General features: G+C 65.3%; 18 protein-coding genes. 6 read left to right on the forward strand and 12 right to left on the reverse strand.

All coding sequences use genetic code 11. The annotated features are described in order from the left end of the window. Position 1: 1 nt before the first annotated feature. Genes accC through ACN2C8_RS08790 form a run of 3 tightly spaced genes read right to left on the reverse strand, consistent with a single transcriptional unit; the run spans position 2 to position 2,360 of the window. Positions 2-1,345 (reverse strand): acetyl-CoA carboxylase biotin carboxylase subunit, encoded by a 1,344-nt coding sequence (gene accC, locus ACN2C8_RS08780; protein ID WP_419255537.1) that lies wholly within the window; start codon positions 1,343-1,345, stop codon positions 2-4. Positions 1,346-1,350: 5 nt separating this feature from the next. Further along, entirely contained in the window at positions 1,351-1,863 is a 513-nt protein-coding gene (gene accB, locus ACN2C8_RS08785) for an acetyl-CoA carboxylase biotin carboxyl carrier protein (protein WP_419255538.1), read from the reverse strand. A 53-nt stretch (positions 1,864-1,916) separates the two neighbouring features. Beyond that, entirely contained in the window at positions 1,917-2,360 is a 444-nt protein-coding gene (locus ACN2C8_RS08790; protein ID WP_419255540.1) for a type II 3-dehydroquinate dehydratase, read from the reverse strand. A 78-nt stretch (positions 2,361-2,438) separates the two neighbouring features. Between ACN2C8_RS08790 and thiS the strand changes: the two genes are divergently transcribed. Together thiS and ACN2C8_RS08800 are read left to right on the forward strand one after the other, a co-directional pair. Continuing rightward, positions 2,439-2,639 (forward strand): sulfur carrier protein ThiS, encoded by a 201-nt coding sequence (gene thiS, locus ACN2C8_RS08795; protein ID WP_419255542.1) that lies wholly within the window; start codon positions 2,439-2,441, stop codon positions 2,637-2,639. Positions 2,640-2,683: 44 nt separating this feature from the next. Next, a complete protein-coding gene (locus tag ACN2C8_RS08800) occupies positions 2,684-3,490 on the forward strand; it encodes a thiazole synthase (RefSeq protein WP_419255544.1) in 807 nt (268 codons plus the stop codon). On the opposite strand, the gene ACN2C8_RS08805 is transcribed toward ACN2C8_RS08800, so the two are convergent. The 4 genes from ACN2C8_RS08805 to ACN2C8_RS08820 all read right to left on the reverse strand — a co-directional run bounded on the left by ACN2C8_RS08805 (position 3,487) and on the right by ACN2C8_RS08820 (position 8,682). After that, a complete protein-coding gene (locus ACN2C8_RS08805; RefSeq protein ID WP_419255546.1) occupies positions 3,487-4,227 on the reverse strand; it encodes a DsbA family protein in 741 nt (246 codons plus the stop codon). The two genes, ACN2C8_RS08800 and ACN2C8_RS08805, sit on opposite strands and share 4 nt — an antisense overlap. 26 nt (positions 4,228-4,253) lie before the next feature. Beyond that, positions 4,254-5,672 carry a M48 family metalloprotease gene (locus tag ACN2C8_RS08810; protein WP_419255548.1) on the reverse strand — a complete coding sequence of 473 codons (1,419 nt, stop codon included), beginning with the start codon at positions 5,670-5,672 and terminating at the stop codon, positions 4,254-4,256. Positions 5,673-5,816: 144 nt separating this feature from the next. Beyond that, a complete protein-coding gene (locus ACN2C8_RS08815) occupies positions 5,817-8,540 on the reverse strand; it encodes an Rne/Rng family ribonuclease (protein ID WP_419255550.1) in 2,724 nt (907 codons plus the stop codon). Continuing rightward, positions 8,464-8,682 carry a hypothetical protein gene (locus ACN2C8_RS08820; RefSeq protein ID WP_419255551.1) on the reverse strand — a complete coding sequence of 73 codons (219 nt, stop codon included), beginning with the start codon at positions 8,680-8,682 and terminating at the stop codon, positions 8,464-8,466. Before ACN2C8_RS08820 ends, ACN2C8_RS08815 begins: the two co-directional genes overlap by 77 nt. Positions 8,683-9,092: 410 nt before the next feature. Here ACN2C8_RS08820 and ACN2C8_RS08825 point away from each other — a divergent pair, with 410 nt between their 5' ends. The 3 genes from ACN2C8_RS08825 (at position 9,093) to prfB (ending at position 14,009) form a co-directional block, all read left to right on the forward strand. After that, positions 9,093-10,280, forward strand: coding sequence for an N-acetylmuramoyl-L-alanine amidase family protein (locus ACN2C8_RS08825; protein WP_419255552.1), 1,188 nt, complete (start codon positions 9,093-9,095; stop codon positions 10,278-10,280). A 158-nt stretch (positions 10,281-10,438) separates the two neighbouring features. Next, complete coding sequence (locus tag ACN2C8_RS08830; RefSeq protein ID WP_419255553.1) at positions 10,439-12,820, forward strand: penicillin-binding protein 1A; 2,382 nt, start codon at positions 10,439-10,441, stop codon at positions 12,818-12,820. Between the two features lie 75 nt (positions 12,821-12,895). Continuing rightward, positions 12,896-14,009 (forward strand): peptide chain release factor 2 gene (gene prfB / locus ACN2C8_RS08835; RefSeq protein WP_419255554.1). Its coding sequence is split into 2 segments (ribosomal slippage): positions 12,896-12,964 and positions 12,966-14,009, totalling 1,113 coding nucleotides; the frame shifts between segments, so codons are not numbered across the junction. A 69-nt stretch (positions 14,010-14,078) separates the two neighbouring features. On the opposite strand, the gene ACN2C8_RS08840 is transcribed toward prfB, so the two are convergent. The 4 genes from ACN2C8_RS08840 to tyrS all read right to left on the reverse strand — a co-directional run bounded on the left by ACN2C8_RS08840 (position 14,079) and on the right by tyrS (position 17,764). Then, on the reverse strand, positions 14,079-14,558 hold the full coding sequence (locus ACN2C8_RS08840) for a bactofilin family protein (protein WP_419255555.1): 480 nt from the start codon (positions 14,556-14,558) through the stop codon (positions 14,079-14,081). Beyond that, positions 14,539-15,690: a peptidoglycan DD-metalloendopeptidase family protein gene (locus tag ACN2C8_RS08845; protein ID WP_419255556.1), complete on the reverse strand. Its 1,152-nt coding sequence runs from the start codon at positions 15,688-15,690 to the stop codon at positions 14,539-14,541. Before ACN2C8_RS08845 ends, ACN2C8_RS08840 begins: the two co-directional genes overlap by 20 nt. Before the next feature lie 227 nt (positions 15,691-15,917). Beyond that, on the reverse strand, positions 15,918-16,379 hold the full coding sequence (locus ACN2C8_RS08850; RefSeq protein WP_419255557.1) for a peroxiredoxin: 462 nt from the start codon (positions 16,377-16,379) through the stop codon (positions 15,918-15,920). Between the two features lie 41 nt (positions 16,380-16,420). Continuing rightward, positions 16,421-17,764, reverse strand: a complete 1,344-nt coding sequence (tyrS, locus tag ACN2C8_RS08855) for a tyrosine--tRNA ligase (protein ID WP_419255558.1) — start codon at positions 17,762-17,764, stop codon at positions 16,421-16,423. A 187-nt stretch (positions 17,765-17,951) separates the two neighbouring features. On the opposite strand from tyrS, the gene ACN2C8_RS08860 reads away from it, so the two are divergent. Further along, a complete protein-coding gene (locus tag ACN2C8_RS08860) occupies positions 17,952-19,055 on the forward strand; it encodes an anhydro-N-acetylmuramic acid kinase (protein ID WP_419255559.1) in 1,104 nt (367 codons plus the stop codon). 37 nt (positions 19,056-19,092) lie between these two features. Here ACN2C8_RS08860 and ACN2C8_RS08865 read toward each other — a convergent pair whose 3' ends face one another. After that, a complete protein-coding gene (locus ACN2C8_RS08865) occupies positions 19,093-19,743 on the reverse strand; it encodes an alpha/beta hydrolase (protein ID WP_419255560.1) in 651 nt (216 codons plus the stop codon). Positions 19,744-19,926: the final 183 nt, after the last annotated feature.

Consider the following 19,926-nt stretch of genomic DNA (forward strand, 5'->3'; position numbering starts at 1 on the left):
CCTAGCCCTGCGCCTTGATCCAGCGCTCGAGCCAATGGATGTCGTAGTCGCCGGCCAGGATGTCGGGCTGAACCAGCAGGTCCTGGAACAGCGGGATCGTGGTCTCGATGCCACCGACGACCATCTCGCCCAGGCAACGCTTCAAGCGTGCGATGCACTCCTGACGGTCGCGGCCGTGGACGATCAGCTTGCCGATCAGGCTGTCATAGTAAGGCGGGATCGCATAGCCGGTGTAGATCGCCGAATCCAGGCGAACGCCCAGTCCGCCCGGAGCGTGGAAGTCGGTGATCGTGCCGGGGGAGGGCGTGAAGGTTCGCGCGTTCTCGGCGTTGATCCGGCACTCGATGGCGTGGCCTTCGAAAACCACTTCGGCCTGGGTGAAGGACAGCGGCAGACCGGCAGCGATGCGAATCTGCTCACGCACCAGGTCAATGCCGGTGATGGCTTCAGTGACCGGGTGTTCGACCTGCAGGCGGGTGTTCATCTCGATGAAGAAGAACTCGCCATTTTCCCACAGGAACTCGATGGTGCCGACGCCGAGATAGCCGATGGCCTTGACCGCATCGACGACGATCTTGCCGATCTTGGCGCGATCGGCCGCGCCGAGGGCGGGCGAGGGGGCCTCTTCCAGCACCTTCTGGTGGCGGCGCTGCAGCGAGCAATCGCGCTCGCCCAGGTGCACGACATTGCCGTGGCTATCGGCGATGACCTGGATCTCGATGTGGCGCGGCTTCTGGAGGTAACGCTCCATATAGACCGTGTCGTCGCCGAACGCGGCGCGGGCTTCGGCGCGGGCGGTCGAGACCGCCTCGGCCAGGTCCTCGCGCGTCTGGGCGACCTTCATGCCGCGACCGCCGCCGCCGGAGGCAGCCTTGATGAGGACAGGAAAGCCGATGATGTCGGCGGCCGCGAAAGCCTCTTCCTCGGTGGCGAGGCCGCCATCCGAACCGGGAACCACCGGAATGCCCGCGTCCTTGACGGCCTGCTTGGCGGTGATCTTGTCGCCCATCAGCCGGATATGCTCGGGCTTGGGGCCGATGAAGGTGAAGCCGTGAGCGCCGACGATTTCGGCGAAGCGGGCGTTTTCCGACAGGAAACCGTAGCCGGGGTGAACCGCCTGGGCTCCGGTGATCTCGCACGCGGCGATAATCGACGGGATGTTCAGGTAGCTCTTGGCGGCGGGGGCGGGGCCGATGCAGACGCTCTCGTCGGCCAGGCGCACCCACATCGAGTTGGAGTCAGCCTCGGAGTGGACCGCCACGGTAGCGATGCCCATTTCCTTGCAGGCGCGGTGAACCCGGAGCGCGATCTCGCCCCGGTTCGCGATCAGGATCTTGTCAAACATGATCGTTACTCGATGACGACGAGGGGCTCGCCGAACTCGACCGGCTGAGCGTCGCCGACGAGAATCTCGACGACCTTGCCGGCCTTGGGGGCCGAGATGGGATTCATCGTCTTCATCGCTTCGACGATCAGCAGCGTCTGGCCCGCAGCGACAGTGTCGCCGACCTTGATGAAGGCGTCTGCGCCCGGCTGGGACGACATGTAGACCGTGCCGACCATCGGCGACTTCACCAGATCGCCAGCAGCGCGGGCGGTCGGGGCGGCGGCTTCAGCGACCGGCGCGGCGGCCGGCGCCAGCGCCGGCGCGGCCTGGGGCGCATAGGCCTGAGGGGCCTGAACATAGGTGGTGGCAGTGGCGGCCACGGTCAGTTCGCGGGCCACGCGGATCTTGAGGCCGGCATGCTCGACCTCGATCTCGCTCAGGCCGGTGTCCTTCAGGATGTCCGCCAGTTTGCGGACCAGGCGGGCGTCGATCGACGGAGTCTCGACCGGATCGGCGGAAGCCTTGGGATTGGACATTGAAGCTACCTTGTTCTCTTGGCTCGCGGCGACTGAACGCCGGCGGGCAGGACCTAGTTCGCGCCGATCAGGCCGATAGCGGCCTCGATCGCCAGTTCATAACTCGCCGCGCCGAAACCGGATACGATCCCCGTGGCCGCCAGCGAGACATACGTATGGCGACGGAATTCCTCCCGCGCCGCCGGGTTGGACAGGTGGCACTCGATCACCGGAACGCTCAAGGTCTTGAGCGCGTCCAACAAGGCGATCGAGGTGTGGCCGTAGCCTGCCGGGTTGATGATCAGGGCGGAGGCAGACACACGCGCCTCCTGAACCCAGTCGATGAGCTGGCCTTCATGGTTGGATTGCCGGAAGACCACTGAATGGCCATGCAAAGCCGCACGCGCATCGCAACGCGCCCGGACATCGTCCAGCGTGTCCTTGCCGTAGATCTCGGGCTCACGCGTTCCCAACAGGTTGAGATTGGGGCCGCTCAGCACATGGATCGGGTTTACCATTCGGCTCCGCCGTCGATTCCGAAGGTCTTGTATAGCCGGTTCCGCCGGGTCACAAGCAGCGCTCGCTCAGGAGGTGAGATGAAGCTTTTTCTGAATGGAGACGAGCGGGAGATCTCCGAGGTTTCCAGCGTCGCCGATCTGGTTGCCGCGCTAGGCCTCGACTCGCGAAAGGTGGCCGTAGAACGCAATCTGGAGATCGTGCCGCGGTCCACCTACGCCGAAACGGCGCTGACCGATGGTGACCGCATCGAGATCGTTACATTTATCGGTGGTGGCTGACCTCGAGGTTTGAAACCGCGCCTGACGGGGCGTAAACCAGCCGCATGAACGCGCATGTTTCCCCCGACTCCGCCCTGACGTCCGACGATAGCTGGACCGTCGCCGGCCGCACCTTTACCTCGCGCCTGATTGTCGGCACGGGCAAGTACAAGGACTATGCGACCAATGCCGCCGCCGCCGATGCGGCCGGAGCCGAGATCGTCACCGTGGCCGTGCGCCGCGTAAATCTGACCGATCCCACCCAGCCGCTGCTGGTCGACTACATCAAGCAGGACCGCTTCACCTATCTGCCGAACACAGCGGGCTGTTTTACCGGCGAGGATGCCGTGCGGACGCTGCGCCTTGCCCGCGAGGCCGGCGGCTGGGATCTGGTGAAGCTCGAAGTGCTGTCCGATCCCAAGACCCTCTATCCCGACATGGAAGAGACCCTGCGGTCGCTGAAGCTGCTGGTCGCCGAGGGCTTCCAGGTGATGGTCTATTGCTCTGACGATCCGGTCTATTGCCGCAAGCTGGAAGAGGCTGGCGCCGTGGCGATCATGCCACTGGGCGCGCCGATCGGCTCGGGTCTCGGCATCCAGAACCGGGTCAACCTGCGAATCATCATCGAGAACGCCGGCGTGCCGGTCCTGGTCGACGCCGGGGTTGGCACGGCCTCCGACGCCGCAATCGGCATGGAGTTGGGCTGCGACGCCATCCTGATGAACACCGCCATCGCCGAGGCCAAGGATCCGATCCGCATGGCGCGAGCGATGAAGCATGCGGTTATCGCCGGCCGGGAGGCCTATCTCGCCGGCCGGATGCCCAAGCGGATGTACGCCGATCCCAGCTCGCCGCTGGCGGGGCTAATCTAGCTCTTCTTGAGCGCCGCCGCCTTGGTGTTGGCGATGGCCAGTTTCAGGGCCTGCATGTCCGCGCCGGGGATCACCGTGTCGCCGACGATGAAGGCGGGCGTGCCTTCAATGGCCAGCGACTGGGCCAGGCCATGGGTGTCGGCCAGATGCTGGGTCACCCCAGCTGAGGCGCCTGCGGCGCGGGCCTTGGCGACATCGATGCCGAGCCCTGCCGCGATGCGGTAGGCACCGGCCTCGTCCAGACTCTTCCCGGCCATCAGGGCCTGATGCAGTTGCAGCGCCTTGCCCTGTTCCCTGGCGCCCAGCATCAGTCGCGCTGCGGCTTCGGAATCGCGGCCAAAGATCACGAAATCCTTGAACACAAATCGTACGTCCGGATTTTCGGCGATCAGCTTGAGCACCTCGGGGGCGGCTACCCGGCAATAGCCGCACTTGTAGTCGAAGAACTCGGTGACGGTGACCGACCCGTTGGGATTGGCCACGAAGTCGCGCGGGTCTCGTTCGATCGCCTGACGATACTGGCCGATGGCCTTGCGGCCGGCCTCCGCTGTCTTGACCGCCTGCTTCTGTTCCAGCCTGGCGCTGACTTCCAGCAGCACTTCGGGATGCTCCAGCAGGTAGGCGCGCACCTTGTTGCCGAATTCCTTGTCGGCCTTGGCCGGCGCGCAGGCGCCCAAGAGCATGCCCGACAGGGCGAGCGAAGCGGCTAAGGCGCCGGCGCGGCGGGACAGGGTCATGAGGCTCTCGAAATCGGGGTGCTTGATCAGCGGCGGAAGACGGACTGGGTCGCGCCTTCCTTGGCCAGATCCTTGAGGTCCTGGTTGCTGGGACGCGAGGCCAGGACGATGTCGGTGGCGCGCCGCCATTCGGGCGTGTCCTTGGTCAGGAGCTCCCGGGCGCGCATGGCGAAGACCCGGGCTTCCTGGGGCGCGCCCATGGAGAAGTACTGCTCGGCCGTGGCCAGTCGGGCGTCGCCGTCCTTGCCCTGCTTGTCATAGGCCTGGGCCAGCAGGCGCCAGGTCACGGCGTTGTCGTTATCGTTGAGCAGGGCGCGTTTGAGTTCACGCACGCCTTCCTCGACCTTGGCGGGCTCTTTCTGGCTGATCAGGGTCTGGCCAAGATTGATGCGCAGCAGCGGTGCGTCAGGCTTGAGCGCCACGGATCGGCGCTGAGGTTCCTCGGCCTGTTCGACGCGGTTGAACTCGAACAGAATCTGTCCCTTCAGCTCCCATAGATAGGGATTATCGCCGTTGTCGACGAGCAGGCCTTCGATCAGCTTCAGGGCCCGGTCGGGCTCCTTCATCTGGTAGTAGGCAATGGACCTTGCGTAACGCGCCGGGAAGCTGTTGTCGGTTTCCTTGTACTTCATCAACGCGACTTGCGGATTGAGGAAGCCTTCCAGCTTGGCGCGCATGATCTGGTGATCAGCCAGGTCGGCAGGGCTGTCGACGGCGTCGTAGTGCGACTGGCGCTCGACCCTACTGCGCAGGGTCTCGATCCGCTCCGACGACAACGGGTGGCTGCGGAAATAGGCGAAACGCCGGGCCTGATCGAAGACTTCCTGATAGCGGAAGTTGTCGAAGAACTCGACAAGGCCGCGACCCGATTGGCCCGTGGCTTCCAGGAATCCGGCGGCGGCTTGGTCAGCGCGTGATTCCTGGTCGCGGCTATAGCCCAGCGCGCCGAGGGTTCCGAAATAGGAAGCGTTGCCCAGCAACACCGCGCCCGCGTCGGGCGCGCCCGCCAGGGCAGCCAGCACACCAAGACCCATGGTCAGGATCATGGGCTTGAGGCCGGCACGCATCATCTCCGCCGAACGAATTGGGTGCCCGCCGGCCAGATGCCCGGTCTCGTGGGCGATGACACCCTTGAGCTGGTTGGGCGTTTCGGTCTGCAGGATCAGGCCGGTATTGAGGCCCATCATCAGGCCCTGGGTCGCGAAAGCGTTCAGCGACTTGTCGCCGACGAGCAGTATCCGAACGGTCTTGGAATCCAGGCCCGCGGCCTCGAACAGGGGGTCGGCGTCGCGATGCAGGATTTCTTCGATCTCGGTGTCGCGGATCAGGGACGGGCCTTCCTGCGCGGTGGCCGGCGTCCATGTGGAAAAGCTCAAAGCCGCGACCACCGTCACGGAGCAGAAGGCGCGAAACCTCTTTTCAGCCCACTGCATGCGGGAGGTCATTCAACGTCTCCAGTCGCGCCCCCGCGATCGAAGCGAGTGTAGCGTGGAATTTGGCGGCCTGTGAACCACCGCCATCGTTCCACATCATTCGCATATAGGCGTCGTGGACGGCCTGACCAGTGCCCGACCGTCCACGATCTTTCATCAGCCCCGACGCCACCAGCCGCCACGCGGCTTGGCAGGCGGTGCGAGGATCTCCGCCGGATCCGGTTCCGCCGGCTCCAGGACCTTCTCCGCGACCGGTTCTGGTTCGGCGACCGGTTGCGGCGCAGGCTCCACGATGGGGGCGGGGGCGACGAGCGCTTCCGCCACGACCTCGACAGGCGCCTCGACCGCGACCGGTTCGGCGACCACCTCGGGGGCGGCCGTCTCATCGGCGCCGGACTCGATCACGGCGTCAGCGGCCGGAGCGTCGCCCTTGCGACCGCGCGTACGGGGACGGCGGGCCTTCTTGGGGGCTTCATCTCCCGGCGAAGGCAGTTCGACCCAGATGTCGCTGGGCGGATCTTCCGCCACGACCGCGGGAATAGGCGGCAGTTCGACGTCGGCCAGGGCTTCGACGTTTACGGGGCGCGCTTCACGCTCGCCGCGGCCGCGGCCACGGCTGCGGCTGGAACGGCCTTCCGAGCGATCAGCGCGTTCGGCCCGTTCAGGACGCTCGGGACGCTCGGCGCGTTCCGGTCGCTCAGCTTGCGGCGCGGGCGCGGACTGTTCGGGCGCAGGACGGCGCTGTTCACCGCCACGACCATCCAGAGCGGCCGGATCGTGCCAGGCAAAGGCGCTGTCGCCGAACGGGACACGGGGGCGGATCCAGACAAAGGCGTCGGTCGGACGATCACCGTCCTCGCGACCGCCTCGGCGGCCACCACGGCGTCCGCGACGGCGGCGGCGGCGGCGGGCTTCCTCGTCCTCGCCTTCGACGGCGAAGTCGCCGCGATCGGCATCGCCGTCCTCGTCGCCTTCGGCGTCGTCAGCGGAGTCGACCTCGCCCTCGGGCGCAGCGTCGACGTCATCGCGACGTCCGCGACGGCGGCGCTTGCGCTTGCGGTTGCGATCACCTTCGTCTTCGGCAGCTTCGACGCGCGGCTTGCCGCGCGGCGCGGCGCGAACGGCCGTAGCGTCATCGTCGGTATCTTCGCGTTCGACGGCTTCGTCGTCGAAGATTTCTTCGTCCTCGTCTTCGTCCTCGTCGTCATAGACCTCGTCTTCGAAATCGTCATCCGACACGGGCGGCGGGGCGATGGCGATCCGCTCACCAAGCTCTGTGCGCTCGATCTCGTTCTCGGCGGCGTGCAGGCTCTCGTCGACCAGCACTGTGACGAACAGGCCATGGGTCTGCTGCAGGCGCACCAGATAGGCGCGCTTTTCGTTGAGGATGTAGATGCCTACCGCGCGCGAAACCTTCAGGGTCATCGCACCGCTGCCCTTCAGGGCCTCGACCTCGACAGCCCGCAGGGCGGCAAGGGCGCTGGACTCGACCGAGCGAACGCGGCCGGTGCCTTCGCAGTGTTCGCAGACGTGGGTAGTGCCTTCCAGCACGCCTGTGCGGCGGCGCTGGCGACTGATCTCCATCAGGCCAAAGCCGCTGATCTTGCCCATCTGGATGCGGGCGCGATCGTCCTTCAGGGCGTCCTTGAGGACCTTCTCGACGGCGCGGTTGTTCTTGCCTTCATCCATGTCGATGAAGTCGATGACGATCAGGCCGGCCAGGTCACGAAGGCGAAGCTGACGAGCAGCTTCCTCGGCGGCTTCGGTATTGGTCTTCAGCGCGGTCGCTTCGATATTGCGCTCGCGCGTGGCCTTGCCCGAGTTAACGTCGATGGCGACCAGGGCTTCGGTCTGGTTGATCACCAGATAGCCGCCCGATCGCAGGGGAACGACCGGCGAATAGATCTGCGCCAGATGATCCTCGATGCGGTGCTTGACGAACAGCGGCGCCGGATCGCGGTAGTGGAAGACCTTCTTGGCCTGGCTGGGCATCAGCATGCGCATAAAGTCGCGCGCTTCCTTGAAGCCGGCCTCGCCCTCGACCCAGATACCTTCCAGTTCCTTGTCGTACATGTCGCGGATGGCGCGTTTGACGAGGTCTTCTTCCTCGTAGATCAGCGCCGGCGCCACCGAATGCAGCGTGGTCTCGCGGATGTTTTCCCAAAGGCGCAGCAGGTAGTCGTAGTCGCGCTTGACCTCAGCCTTGGTGCGCTTGGCGCCGGCCGTGCGGATGATCAGACCCATGCCCTGCGGCACATCCAGGCTCTGAACGACGCTTTTCAGGCGCTTGCGGTCGGTAATCGTGGTGATCTTGCGGCTGATGCCGCCGCCACGGGCGGTGTTGGGCATCAGGACGCCGTAGCGGCCGGCCAGCGACAGATAGGTCGTGAGCGCCGCGCCCTTGTTGCCGCGCTCTTCCTTGACCACCTGGACCAGCATGATCTGCCGCCGGCGGATCACTTCCTGGATCTTGTACTTGCGCATCAGGCGGCGCTTGCGGCGCGCCAGTTCTTCCTCGACGGCGTCTTCTTCGTCGTCGACGTGATCGCCATCCTCGTCATCGCGGCGCGCCGAGACATGGTCGTCCTCGTCGTCGTGCGAATCATCGCGCATCAGCGCTTCGCGGTCAGCGACCGGAATCTGATAGTAGTCCGGATGGATCTCGTTAAAGGCGAGGAACCCGTGGCGGTTGCCGCCATACTCGATGAACGCAGCCTGAAGGCTGGGCTCGACGCGGGTTACCTTGGCGAGATAGATGTTTCCGCGAAGCTGTTTGCGGGTCTGGCTTTCGAAATCGAATTCTTCAACCCGGGTTCCGTCCACGACGACCACACGCGTCTCTTCGGCGTGTGCTGCGTCGATCAGCATCTTTTTCGACATTAAGGGAATCTCCACGGCGCACGGCGGGCTCATGGCCCGGTCGCCGAAATGAAAGACAGGCGCGCGCGTCACCGCCCGTCGCTCCGCCAGTGCGGTTGCGAGAGGTCGGATGCCAATGGCGGACGGGTGCGGCGCAGCCCATGAGGTTTCTGTTCTCTCCACCGCGCCGTGAGGCGCGGACTGGATGGTTTACCGGGTCGCGCCGGAATGACGCTGATCGGAGGGCGCGTCGTCGCCGTGAAGGCGGAGAGCCCGACGCGGGCCCTGCGGACCGGTCCCGCGGCAGGCGTCTGCCTGCGAACGAAGGATCGATCCTCGGATAACTCGTCTAGTCGCGGCGCACGGAACGAAAGAGGCGAAAGGCTCCGATCGTCTCGCGGTCGCTCGCGCGAGCTTCCATGACGATCACTTCGCTCGCACGCAGGTGAATTGTAGCAACATCGCGGGGCAAAAGGAAAGCGCTGGACAACAAGGCCGGATTTAACGCTTTCGCTACCGGGCGTGGCGGATATTGGCGGCTGGTTTACCGGCTCTGGATTGCTTGGGCGAGGGATGCGTAGAGTTCTCATCGGGTTAGCGCGAACGGGCTGGTTGAGGGCCGCGTTAATCGTCGGTGGCCTGACCGTGGCCGGCGTCGCTGTCGCGACCGCGCAAGGCCCAGCGCCCGCAGCTGGGGTCCAGAAAGTTCGCTTCGGCGGAGATCGGGCTGAAACCCGCGTCGTCATCGATCTTGATCGCGCCGCTGTGGGTCGTCTGATCGCGGACGGCGCCCTGGATCAACGCATTGTCATCGGATTGCCCAATGTTTCGGTCTCGGGTGACCTGCAGGGCGCCGGCCAGGGCCTGGTCAAGCGCTGGACCATCGACGAGGCCGGCGGTGGCGCTCGCCTTCGCCTGGACCTGTCGGGCCGTGCTGAAGTGCGCCGGCGCTTCCTTTTGCCGCCGGGCGACGGCGCAACGGCCTATCGCTACGTCATTGATCTGAAGGCGACCGACGGCGCTGCGCCGGTGGCCGCACCGAAGCTGACCCTGGTCTCCAGCCCGGTCATGGTCGCACCGCTGCGCCTGAAGAAGGTCATCGTCATCGACGCCGGTCACGGCGGCAAGGATCCCGGCTCGCTGGGCGCCTCCGTCTACGAGAAGGATGTAACGCTCGCGGCCGCCAAGGCCCTGAAGGCTCGGCTGGAGAAGTCCGGCCGCTTCCAGGTTGTGATGACCCGCGAGACCGACACCTTCATCCCGCTTGAGGCGCGCGTGCAAATCGCTCGCCGCGCCGACGCCGACCTCTTCATCTCCATGCACGCCGATTCCGGTCCCGACGTCACCACGCGTGGAGCCAGTGTCTACACCCTGTCGGAAAAAGGCACCGAGCGCGTGGCGCGGGTGCTGGAGAAGGACGACTGGCTGATGAAAGCAAGCCTGCCTGGCCGCGATCGCGCCGTCAGCCAGATCCTTCTGGACCTGTCGCAGCGCGCCACCAAGAATCGCTCGGCCGCCTTCGCCCAGCTTCTGCTGGAACGCGTTGGCGAGGAAACGCCGCTGCTGCGTCGCAGCCATCGCGACGCCGGCTTTATCGTGCTGTTGGCCCCCGATGTCCCGGCCGTGCTGCTCGAGATGGGCTTCATCACCAATCCGGAAGATGAGCGGTTGTTGAGCAACCCCGCCAGCCGAACCCGGGTGGTCAATGCTGTAGGCGACGCCATCGAGTCCTATTTCGCCGCCCAGATCCGCAAATCCTGAGACGTGCGCGCCGTTGGCGCCCGCGGCGATGCAGGCTAGAGGCTTGAGGCAGAGTCCGGGCGCGAGGGTGCGGCCGCAAAACCGCTTACACTTTTGTGGAACGGGCTCTAGAGGATGAGAGCAGGGCGGGCGAGTGTGCGTCGTCCAACGGAGGCCCCGTGGATCTGAAACCCACCGAACGATGGATGGCCATCGCCGGCGTAGCGGTGCTTTCCGCAATCGCCGTGGCGGGCTTCGCGATCGCGATCTACGCGGCGTGGCTGTTCCACGACATGCCCGACGCCGGCGAGTTGCAGGACTATCGTCCTCCGACGGCGACGCGCGTCTATGCGTGGGACGGCACACTGATCGGCGAGTACTCCAAGGAACGCCGGATCTTCGTTCCCTATGACCAGATCCCGCCGCAGCTGGCCCAGGCTTTCATGGCCGCCGAAGACCGCAATTTCTTCCGCCACAGCGGCGTCGACGTGGGCGGCTTCTCGCGCGCCATGCTCAAGAATGTCGGCAACGCCGCGCGCGGCAAACGCCTGGAGGGCGGATCGACGATCACCCAGCAGGTCGCCAAGAACGTGCTGCTGACCAGCGACGCCACGGTCGGTCGCAAGTTCAAGGAAGCGATCCTGGCGCACCGCCTGGAGCAATCGCTCGACAAACAGCAGATCCTTGAGCTGTATCTGAACGAAATCTGGCTGGGTTACCGCTCGTTCGGCGTCGGCGCGGCCTCGTACAACTATTTCGGCAAGTCCCTGCCCGAGCTGACCCTGGCCGAGTGCGCCTATCTGGCGGCGTTGCCCAAGGGGCCCGACAACTATCATCCGATCCGTAACAAGGCCAAAGCCAAGGTGCGCCGCGACTGGATCCTGGACCAGATGGCCGAGCTGGGCTGGGTGTCCCAGGCTGACGCCGATAAGGCCAAGGCCGAGGATCTGGTCGTCCAGGCCGCGCCCAAGCGCGCCGCCTATCGTGACGCCGACTATTTCGTCGAAGAGGTGCGCCAGCGCGGCGTCGCCACCCTCGGCCCGCGCCTTAGCGAGGGCGGCTACTATATGCGAACGACGCTGGATCCACGGATGCAGACCGCTGCCCGCGTCGCGTTGATGGATGGTCTCGAGAAGTACGACCGCCGCCACGGTTGGCGGGGCGCTTGGGGACATGTCGAGGCCAGTGACGCCGACTGGGAAAAGGCCGCCCGCGCCAAGAGCCCGCCGGCCGAACGCCAGGGCTGGCGTGCGGCCGTGGTCGTTTCAGGCGATGGCCGGGTGCGGCTGATCAAGAACGAAGGCGAAGGCGCCATCGTCGGCGAGGATATGGCCTGGGCCCGTGCGGGCAAAGGTCTGAAGCCCGGCGACCTGATCTTCGTCGAAAAGGTCGAGGGGGCGTCAACCTACCGCCTGCGCCAGGTGCCCGCCGTCAACGGTGCGCTGGTGGCCATCGAGCCCTACAGTGGCCGCGTGGTCGCCCTGGTCGGCGGTTACAGCTTCTCGCTCTCGAACTTCAATCGCGCCACCCAGGCGATGCGTCAGCCAGGCTCGGCGTTCAAGCCGTTTGTCTATGCCGCCGCCCTCGAAAATGGCTACACGCCGGCCAGCGTGGTCGTCGACAGCGCCATCACCTTGAAGGGCGCGAATGGCGAGGATTGGAGCCCGGAGAACTACCACAAGGAGTTCTACGGGTCGCAGCCGCTGCGCAAGGGTCTGGAGCAGTCGATCAACGCCATGACCGTGCGTCTGGCGCAAAGCGTCGGCATGAAGAAGATCATCGAGTTCTCCAAGCGCACCGGCGTCGTGCGCGACATGCAGCCGGTGCTGGCCATGGCGCTGGGAGCGGGGGAAACCACCCCCTTCAAGCTGACCTCGGCCTATGCACCGTTCGTCAATGGTGGTCGCCGCGTGGAGCCGCACCTGATCGAATTGGTGCAGGACCGCGAAGGCAAGGTGATCTTCCGCGCCGACAAGCGCGACTGCGTCCGCTGCACCGCCGGCTTCAACGGCGACGAGAGCCCGCGCTTCGACGCGCCGGGCGAGCAGGTCATGGATCCGGTCACGGCCTATCAGATCACCTCGATGCTGCAGGGCGTGGTTCAGCGCGGCACGGCGGCGGCGGTCAGCTCGCTGGGGCGTCCCCTGGCCGGCAAGACCGGAACCACCAACGAGTACCGCAGCGCGTGGTTCGTCGGCTATTCGCCCAATCTGGTGGTCGGGGTCTTCATCGGCTTTGACGACAACCGTTCGCTGGGCGAAGGCGAGACCGGGGCCTCCGGTCCTGTGCCGGTGTTCATGGACTTCATGCGTGAAGCCTTGAAGGGCCAGCCTGTTGTCGATTTCAAACCGCCCAAGACCGCCAAGTTCGCCATGGTGCGCGGGATCCGCGAAGCCTTCCGACCCGGGACCGAGCCCAAGACCGAGGTTCCGGCTGCGGTGGCAGGACCACAACCCTATTCGGACACCTGGCCCAATGGCGTACCCACCGGCGCCAACAGCGCCGCTGACGCCGCAAAGCCACCGCCAAAGGCTCCTGACCCGCTCAGCGGTCTGTACTGATCCATCATCGGCGTTGCGCCGACGTCCGACGCGGGCTATCTCCCGCGCCCTTTATCATTGTCACGGAGTAACGTGATGCGACCGGATGTTGAGGCCGCTGCGGCCGACATCGAGCAGTCCGTTGGACTGCTCAGGAGGCGTCTTTGACTGGGATGCCGCACTTCGAAAGCTCGATGAGCTGAATGCCCGGGTCGAAGACCCGACCCTTTGGGACAAACCCGCCGAAGCCCAGGCCGTCTCGCGCGAGCGCGCCAGCCTGAGCGCCCGCGTTGAAGCCGTGCAGGCGCTCGACCAGGGTCTCAAGGACGCGCTGGAATATGCCGAGCTGGCCGACATGGAGGGCGACGACGCCCTGCTGGAGGACGCCCGCGCCCAGCTGAAGGACCTCAAGGACCGCGCCGGCCGCGCTGAACTGGAGGCCCTGCTGTCTGGCGAGGCCGACGGCAACGACTGCTACGTCGAAATCAATTCCGGCGCTGGCGGCACCGAGTCCTGCGACTGGGCCGGCATGCTGCTGCGGATGTATTCGCGCTGGGCCAATGCGCACAAGATGAGCGTTGAGCTGGTCGAAGAAACCTCGGGCGATCAGGTTGGCATCAAGTCAGCGACGCTGCTGATCAAGGGCCAGAACGCCTATGGCTGGCTGAAGACCGAGGCTGGCGTCCACCGCCTGGTGCGCATCAGCCCCTATGACGCGGCCGCCAAGCGCCACACCAGCTTCGCCTCGGCCTGGATCTATCCGGTGGTGGACGACACCATCGAGATCGAGATCAATCCGTCCGACGTGCGAACCGACACCTATCGCGCCAGCGGCGCCGGCGGTCAGCACATCAACAAGACCGACTCGGCGGTGCGCCTGACGCACATCCCGACCGGTATCGCGGTGGCCTGTCAGGCCGGCCGCTCGCAGCACCAGAACCGCGAAGAAGCGTGGAAGATGCTGCGCGCGCGTCTCTATGAGGCCGAACTGCAGAAGCGGGAAGCCGCCCAGCAGGCTCTGGAAGACCAGAAGACCGATATCGGCTGGGGTCACCAGATCCGCAGCTACGTCCTGCAGCCCTACCAGATGGTCAAGGACCTGCGGACCAACGTCGAGACCTCCGACACCCAAGGGGTGCTGGACGGTGATCTTGACGAGTTCATGGGAGCCTCACTGGCCCAACGCGTCGGCGCGACACGCGACGCCTAGAATTGCAGCCTGAAACGCAAAACGCCCCGGATCGCTCCGGGGCGTTTTTCTTCGTGCCTATATCCAGGATCAGGCCGGCTTGGCCTGAGCCTCGGCCGGGGCCGCGAGAATCGGCGTCGGAGCAGGTTGTGGGGCAGGGCGCTGGAACTTCAGGCTGCGCCCCTGGAAGAAGGCGCCGGTTTCCATCGCCAACTGCTCGTGGGTGATGTCCCCGTCGATATAGGATGTACCGTAGAGGCGAACCTGCTTGGAGGTGATGGCGCCCACCACACGGCCACGGACCTCAACGGCCTCGGCATAGACCGAGCCTTCGACATGACCGGTTTCGCCGACAGTCAGACGGCCCACGCGAACATCGCCGCGAACCACGCCATCAATCTGCAGTTCACCGTCGCCGGTCACGCCGCCTTCGATGGTGATATCGGCCGAGATCAGGGAAGCGACCTTCGGCGCCATCTTACGTGTCGGATCAACGGAGGCGATGGGCGTCGGCAGGGGCTCGATCTTGGTCGGGCCGCGCGCCGTGGTCTTAGTGTGCTTGCTGAACATACTCACCAGCCTTCAAAAAGCGATTTGGGTTCTGCGCCCTGCCATTGGCCCAGACTTCATAGTGCAGGTGCGGGCCGGTCGACCGACCCGTCGAGCCCATGGCTCCAACGCGCTGACCAATCGCGACCCGTTCGCCAACGCGCACTGAAATCGCTTGAAGGTGAGCATAGCGCGTCTTGAAGCCGCCGCCATGGTCGATCTCGATGGTGTTACCATAGCCAGAACGCACGCCGGTGAACGAGACGACGCCCGGCGCGGTCGACATGATCGGGGTGTAGAAGGCCCCCGGGAAGTCCAGGCCAGAATGAAAGGCCGGGCGACGCGTGAACGGGTCAAAGCGAACGCCGTAGCTGCTGCTCATCGCCGGATTGCTGGTCGGGCGGAAGAAAGGAAGCCGCTGGGCCGCCGCGTTCAACGAGCGCATGTCCGACATGTCGGTAGCGGCGCGGTGAATGCGGGTGGCGAATTCTTCATCGACGTCCAGCACTGCGGCGAGGGCGCGCGGATCCCGGGCCTCGATCAGCGGACCACCCAGCGAGGCGCCGCGGCCGGTATAGTTGCCAGCGTCAAGGCCAGCCATGCGCATGGCTAGACGGAGGCGTTCGGCCCGGCTCTTGGCGAAGGTCTCCGCGGCGTCGATCAGACGCTCCTGATCCATCCGGGTGGCCTGGATGCGCTGGACAGGCGTTGCGGCCAGCAGGCGAGGCTTGGAGGTCTTAAGGGCGTCGGCGGCGCCAGGCACGCCCTTGAAGTCGCTGACCAGCATGGCCAGCGCAGAATGGCGCTTTTCCACCGAGGCAGCCAGTTCGTCGAGCGACCCATTTGTGGCCGAGAGCTGGGCGACGGCGCTGTTCAGGCGCGCCTGACGATCGGCGTTGAGACGCTCGTAGTAGGCGCGCTGCTTGATGACCTGCTGGTCGGTCGAGCTGACAGCCAGCGCATTGACCATCATGGCGGCGGTACAGACACCCATCCACAGGGCGGCGCAGCCGACGACGGTCGCGGCCAGAAGTTGCTTGTTGGTGGAAAAAACGTAGCCCCGCATCTCGCCGCCGGAGCGGATATAGAGATGCCTTTCAGGGAAAAGACCTTCGAGGGATTGCCGCAGTCGCTTGAAGCGTTTGATGGCCATCGCTCTCGAAACCCCCGTTTTTAGAACACGGGGATATGCAACGATATTCCGAAGCCGCGCAAGGCTCTTCGCTCCCCAAGTGAGCGCGAGTCAGAAAATTCAGCATGCGGCCTCAATCGTTAACGTCACCTGAACGCGATCGGCAAGGCCGAGGGTCGGGTGGCCGTCACTCGGACGAGGCCCGCGGCGCAAATACAACACCGCCAGACGCGACCTGTTCCGCCGCCTTACTTCAGGGCCCTGGCCGCCGTGAGCACGGCCTTGATGTGACCGGGCACCTTCACCTTGCGCCAGACCTCGCGGATCACGCCGTCGGCGCCGATCAGAAAGGTTGAACGATCGATGCCCATGTATTTTCGGCCGTACATGCTCTTTTCGACCCAGGCGCCGTAGGTCTCGACGATCTCGCCCGTCGTATCAGCGGCCAGCTCTACGGTGAGGTCATGCTTGAGACGGAACTTGGCGTGGGAGGCGGCGCTGTCCTTGGACACGCCCACGATGACCGCGCCCAGCTTGGCGAATTCCTCGACCTCGGACGAAAACTGTAACGCCTCAGAGGTACAGCCCGAGGTGTCGTCCTTGGGGTAGAAATAGAGGACGATCTTCTTGCCCTTCAGGCTCGCAAGACTGACCCGGCCGGTATCGGTGGGCAGGTCGAACGCGGGAGCCTTGTCACCGGCTTGAAGCATCGTCTCTCTCCGTTTTCCTACTTACGCCCTTGTCTTCCGGATCAGACCGGTTTGACCAGAACGATCTTCTTCCTGCCTGCCGCAAGTTTGACGACGCCATCGATCAGGTCGGCTTCGGTGACCACGCGGTTGGCGTCGGGCTCGGCCTGGTCATTGACCTTCACGCCGCCGCCCTGGGCCAGGCGACGCGCTTCGCCGCGCGACGCGGCCAGACCGGCGTCGGCGAACAGGTTGGCCAGGACGATACCCGCCTTCAGCTCCGCGGCGGGCACTTCGAAGGTCGGCAGGTCGGCGGAGGTTACACCTTGCTCGAAGGCTTTTTCGGCGGCATCGCGCGCCGAACGTGCAGCCTCTTCGCCATGCGCCATGCGCGTGGCCTCGTCGGCCAACACCTTCTTGGCGTCGTTCAGCTTGGCTCCCGGCAGGGCTTCAAGCTTCGCGATCTCGTCCAGGGGCAGATCAGTGAACAGCTTCAGGAACCGCCCAACATCGGCGTCCTCGGTGTTGCGCCAGAACTGCCAGTAGTCGTAGGGGCTCAGTTGCTCAGCGTTCAGCCACACGGCGCCTGACATGGTCTTGCCCATCTTGACGCCCGAGGCGGTAGCCAGCAGCGGCGTGGTCAGGCCGTAGGCGGCCTTCTGGTCGACCCGGCGGGTCAGCTCGACGCCATTGAGGATGTTGCCCCACTGATCCGAGCCACCCATCTGCAGCACGCAGCCATACTTGCGGTTCAGCTCCAGGAAGTCGGTGGCCTGCATCAGCATGTAGTTGAATTCGAGGAAGGTCATCGGCTGCTCGCGCTCGAGCCGCAGCTTGACCGAGTCGAAGGCCAACATCCGGTTGACCGTAAAGTGCACGCCGTAGTCGCGCAGGAACTGCACGTAGCCGAACTTGCTGAGCCACTCGTCGTTGTCGACCATGATGGCGTCGGTGGGACCGTCGCCGAAGGTCAGGAACTTGGCGAACACCGACTTGATGCCGGCGATGTTGGCGGCGATGTCGGCGTCCGACAGCAGCTTGCGGCTCTCGTCCTTGCCCGTGGGATCGCCAACCTTGGTGGTGCCGCCGCCCATCAGGACGATTGGCTTGTGGCCGGCCTGCTGCAGGCGGCGCAGCATCATGATCTGGATCAACGACCCGACATGCAGGCTTGGCGCGGTGGCGTCGAAGCCGATGTAGGCCGTGACGATCCCGCGGGCGGCCGCCGCGTCAAGTTCGTCCGGGTGGGTGATCTGGTGGATATAGCCGCGCGCCTGCAGGGTCTGCAGGAATTCCGACTTGAACGAGGCGGGCGCGGACATGGATCGACTCTCTGGATGGGACGACTCTTGCGGAGACGGAGGGCCGTCTAGCACGGGCGGGCCTGGATGTGGCGAGGGTTTCATAAGGTCAGTCTCCGGATAAGGCCGGAGCGCTATGATCTTGTGAGACGCGACCCCGGCAGGGCGGGGGCGTATCGACGTGTCAGGCCGGCCTCCCGCTATTTCAGCGGGCGGTAATAGGGGGTGGCGTTAAGGCGGACGTCGATCATGGGGCCTAGCTACAGGCCCGCGAGCATGGCAGTCAACGGCGATGCGCATCCTGGGATTCATGACCGGCACCTCGCTCGACGCTGTCGATATGGCGGTGCTTGAGACCGACGGCGAGGAGATCCAGTCCTTCGGGCCTGCGGGCGAGCGCAAGCTGCGCGAGGCGACCCGCGACCTGTTGCTGGCGGCCACTGACCAGGCTCGGGTCTGGGCGCGCGGCGAACCAGAGCCAGCGATCTTCGAGGAAGCCCGCCGCGCCGTCGCCGATGAGCACCTGTACGCAGCGGAAAGCTTCATCGCCGAGCACGGCCTGGCGTGGTGTGATTTTGATCTCCTGGGCGTGCACGGCCAGACCGTGCTGCACGAGCGCCCGCAGCCGGGCCGGATTGGCCGCACCGTTCAGCTGCTGGACGCCGAGTGGCTGGCCGGGGCTACGGGCCGCCCCGTCGCTTTCGATTTCCGCACTGCCGATGTCGCGGCCGGCGGCGAGGGGGCGCCGTTGGCCCCGATCTATCACGCCGCCCGCGCCCGGGCCTCGGGTCTGGCCGCGCCGGTGGCGGCGCTGAACGTTGGCGGGGTCGCCAACATTACTCTGATCGACGCCGACGGATCCTTGCTGGCCTTCGACACCGGACCGGGCAACGGCATGATCGATCTGATGCTTCAGGCCCGAGGGCTCGGCCGTTTCGATGAAAATGGCCGGCTGGCCGCAGCGGGCAGGGCCGACGAGGCGGCGTTGAGCAGCCTGCTTTCAGGCGCCTATTTCGACGCGCCGGCCCCCAAGTCGCTGGACCGCTATGACTTCACGCTAAACGCTGTGGAGCATCTTTCCGCCGAAGACGCCGCGGCCACTCTTGTGGCGTTCACCGCCGAGGCCGTGGTCAAGGCGTTCGACAAGGGCGCGCGACCCAGCGCCCTGATCATCTGCGGCGGCGGTAGGCACAATCCCGAGATCATGCGGGTCCTGGCCGAACGGGCGCCCGTGCCGGTCAAGACCGCCGAGGCGTTCGGCTGGCGCGGAGACGCGATAGAGGCCGAGGCCTTCGCCTATCTGGCGGCGCGCACGGCGCGAGGGCTGCCGATCAGCTTTCCGGGCACAACAGGTGTCGCCCAGCCGATGACGGGCGGACGGATCGTTCAGCCCTGAAGGAAAAAGGCCTCCCCGAAGGGAGGCCTTTGAAGCGTCAGATCGGGTTCATCTCGATCCGCTTGTCCAGATAGTCGCCGACGCTCTTTTCCACAAAGGGCAGGTGCTCGGTCCAGAAGTGGCTAGCCTTATCGATCACCTCATAGTCGATGATGATGCCCTTCTGCGTGCGCAGCTTGGAGACCACGCGCTCGACTTCGACGGGCGGGGTGATGCTGTCGGCCGAGCCGGTCAGGAACAGACCCGAGGCCGGGCAGGGCGCCAGGAAGCTGAAATCATACATGTTGGTGGGCGGCGACACGCTGATGAAGCCATCCGTTTCCGGGCGGCGCATAAGGAGCTGCATGCCGATATAGGCGCCGAAATCGAAGCCAGCGACCCAGGTCTGGCTGGCGGCCGGGTTGGACGTCTGCAGCCAGTCCAGCGCGGTGGCGGCGTCGGCCAGTTCGCCGATGCCGGCGTCGAACTCGCCCTGGCTGCGGCCCACGCCGCGGAAATTGAAGCGCAGCGTCGCGAAGCCGCGCTTCATGAACAGGTGATAGAGCTGCACCGAAACCGGGTGGTTCATGTGCCCGCCCGCCTTCGGGTGCGGATGCAGAATCAAGGCGATCGGGGCCGTCTCGGTCTTGCCCGGCGAGTAGCGACCTTCGATCCGTCCGGACGCGCCGGCCAAAATCACATCAGGCATATCGACCTCATTGGTTCGGCAAGCGGCGGGCGATTCCGGATCTTTCGACCGACGGAATACTTGACCACTGCGCTTGGTCTTCCTAAATCTCATCCAGCGACGCGGACTTGGGGTCCGGCGCGAAGTCGCGGCTTGTAGCACACGCAAAAGCCGATGCGCGCGGAATCTGCAAGGAGTAAAGGC

The sequence above is a fragment of the Caulobacter sp. ErkDOM-C genome (assembly GCF_048541825.1).
Lineage (GTDB): Bacteria > Pseudomonadota > Alphaproteobacteria > Caulobacterales > Caulobacteraceae > Caulobacter.

Bases quoted from the DNA above. Each gene is read 5' to 3' on its own strand.
- ACN2C8_RS08805 (WP_419255546.1), bottom strand. From the start codon at position 4,227: ATGACCCTGTCCCGCCGCGCCGGCGCCTTAGCCGCTTCGCTCGCCCTG.
- ACN2C8_RS08860 (WP_419255559.1), top strand. From the start codon at position 17,952: ATGCGCATCCTGGGATTCATGACCGGCACCTCGCTCGACGCTGTCGAT.
- ACN2C8_RS08820 (WP_419255551.1), bottom strand. From the start codon at position 8,682: ATGGGCTGCGCCGCACCCGTCCGCCATTGGCATCCGACCTCTCGCAAC.
- accC (WP_419255537.1), bottom strand. From the start codon at position 1,345: ATGTTTGACAAGATCCTGATCGCGAACCGGGGCGAGATCGCGCTCCGG.
- ACN2C8_RS08840 (WP_419255555.1), bottom strand. From the start codon at position 14,558: ATGTTCAGCAAGCACACTAAGACCACGGCGCGCGGCCCGACCAAGATC.
- ACN2C8_RS08825 (WP_419255552.1), top strand. From the start codon at position 9,093: ATGCGTAGAGTTCTCATCGGGTTAGCGCGAACGGGCTGGTTGAGGGCC.
- ACN2C8_RS08790 (WP_419255540.1), bottom strand. From the start codon at position 2,360: ATGGTAAACCCGATCCATGTGCTGAGCGGCCCCAATCTCAACCTGTTG.
- ACN2C8_RS08865 (WP_419255560.1), bottom strand. From the start codon at position 19,743: ATGCCTGATGTGATTTTGGCCGGCGCGTCCGGACGGATCGAAGGTCGC.
- ACN2C8_RS08800 (WP_419255544.1), top strand. From the start codon at position 2,684: ATGAACGCGCATGTTTCCCCCGACTCCGCCCTGACGTCCGACGATAGC.
- ACN2C8_RS08845 (WP_419255556.1), bottom strand. From the start codon at position 15,690: ATGGCCATCAAACGCTTCAAGCGACTGCGGCAATCCCTCGAAGGTCTT.
- ACN2C8_RS08815 (WP_419255550.1), bottom strand. From the start codon at position 8,540: ATGTCGAAAAAGATGCTGATCGACGCAGCACACGCCGAAGAGACGCGT.
- ACN2C8_RS08810 (WP_419255548.1), bottom strand. From the start codon at position 5,672: ATGACCTCCCGCATGCAGTGGGCTGAAAAGAGGTTTCGCGCCTTCTGC.
- accB (WP_419255538.1), bottom strand. From the start codon at position 1,863: ATGTCCAATCCCAAGGCTTCCGCCGATCCGGTCGAGACTCCGTCGATC.
- tyrS (WP_419255558.1), bottom strand. From the start codon at position 17,764: ATGAAACCCTCGCCACATCCAGGCCCGCCCGTGCTAGACGGCCCTCCG.
- ACN2C8_RS08850 (WP_419255557.1), bottom strand. From the start codon at position 16,379: ATGCTTCAAGCCGGTGACAAGGCTCCCGCGTTCGACCTGCCCACCGAT.
- thiS (WP_419255542.1), top strand. From the start codon at position 2,439: ATGAAGCTTTTTCTGAATGGAGACGAGCGGGAGATCTCCGAGGTTTCC.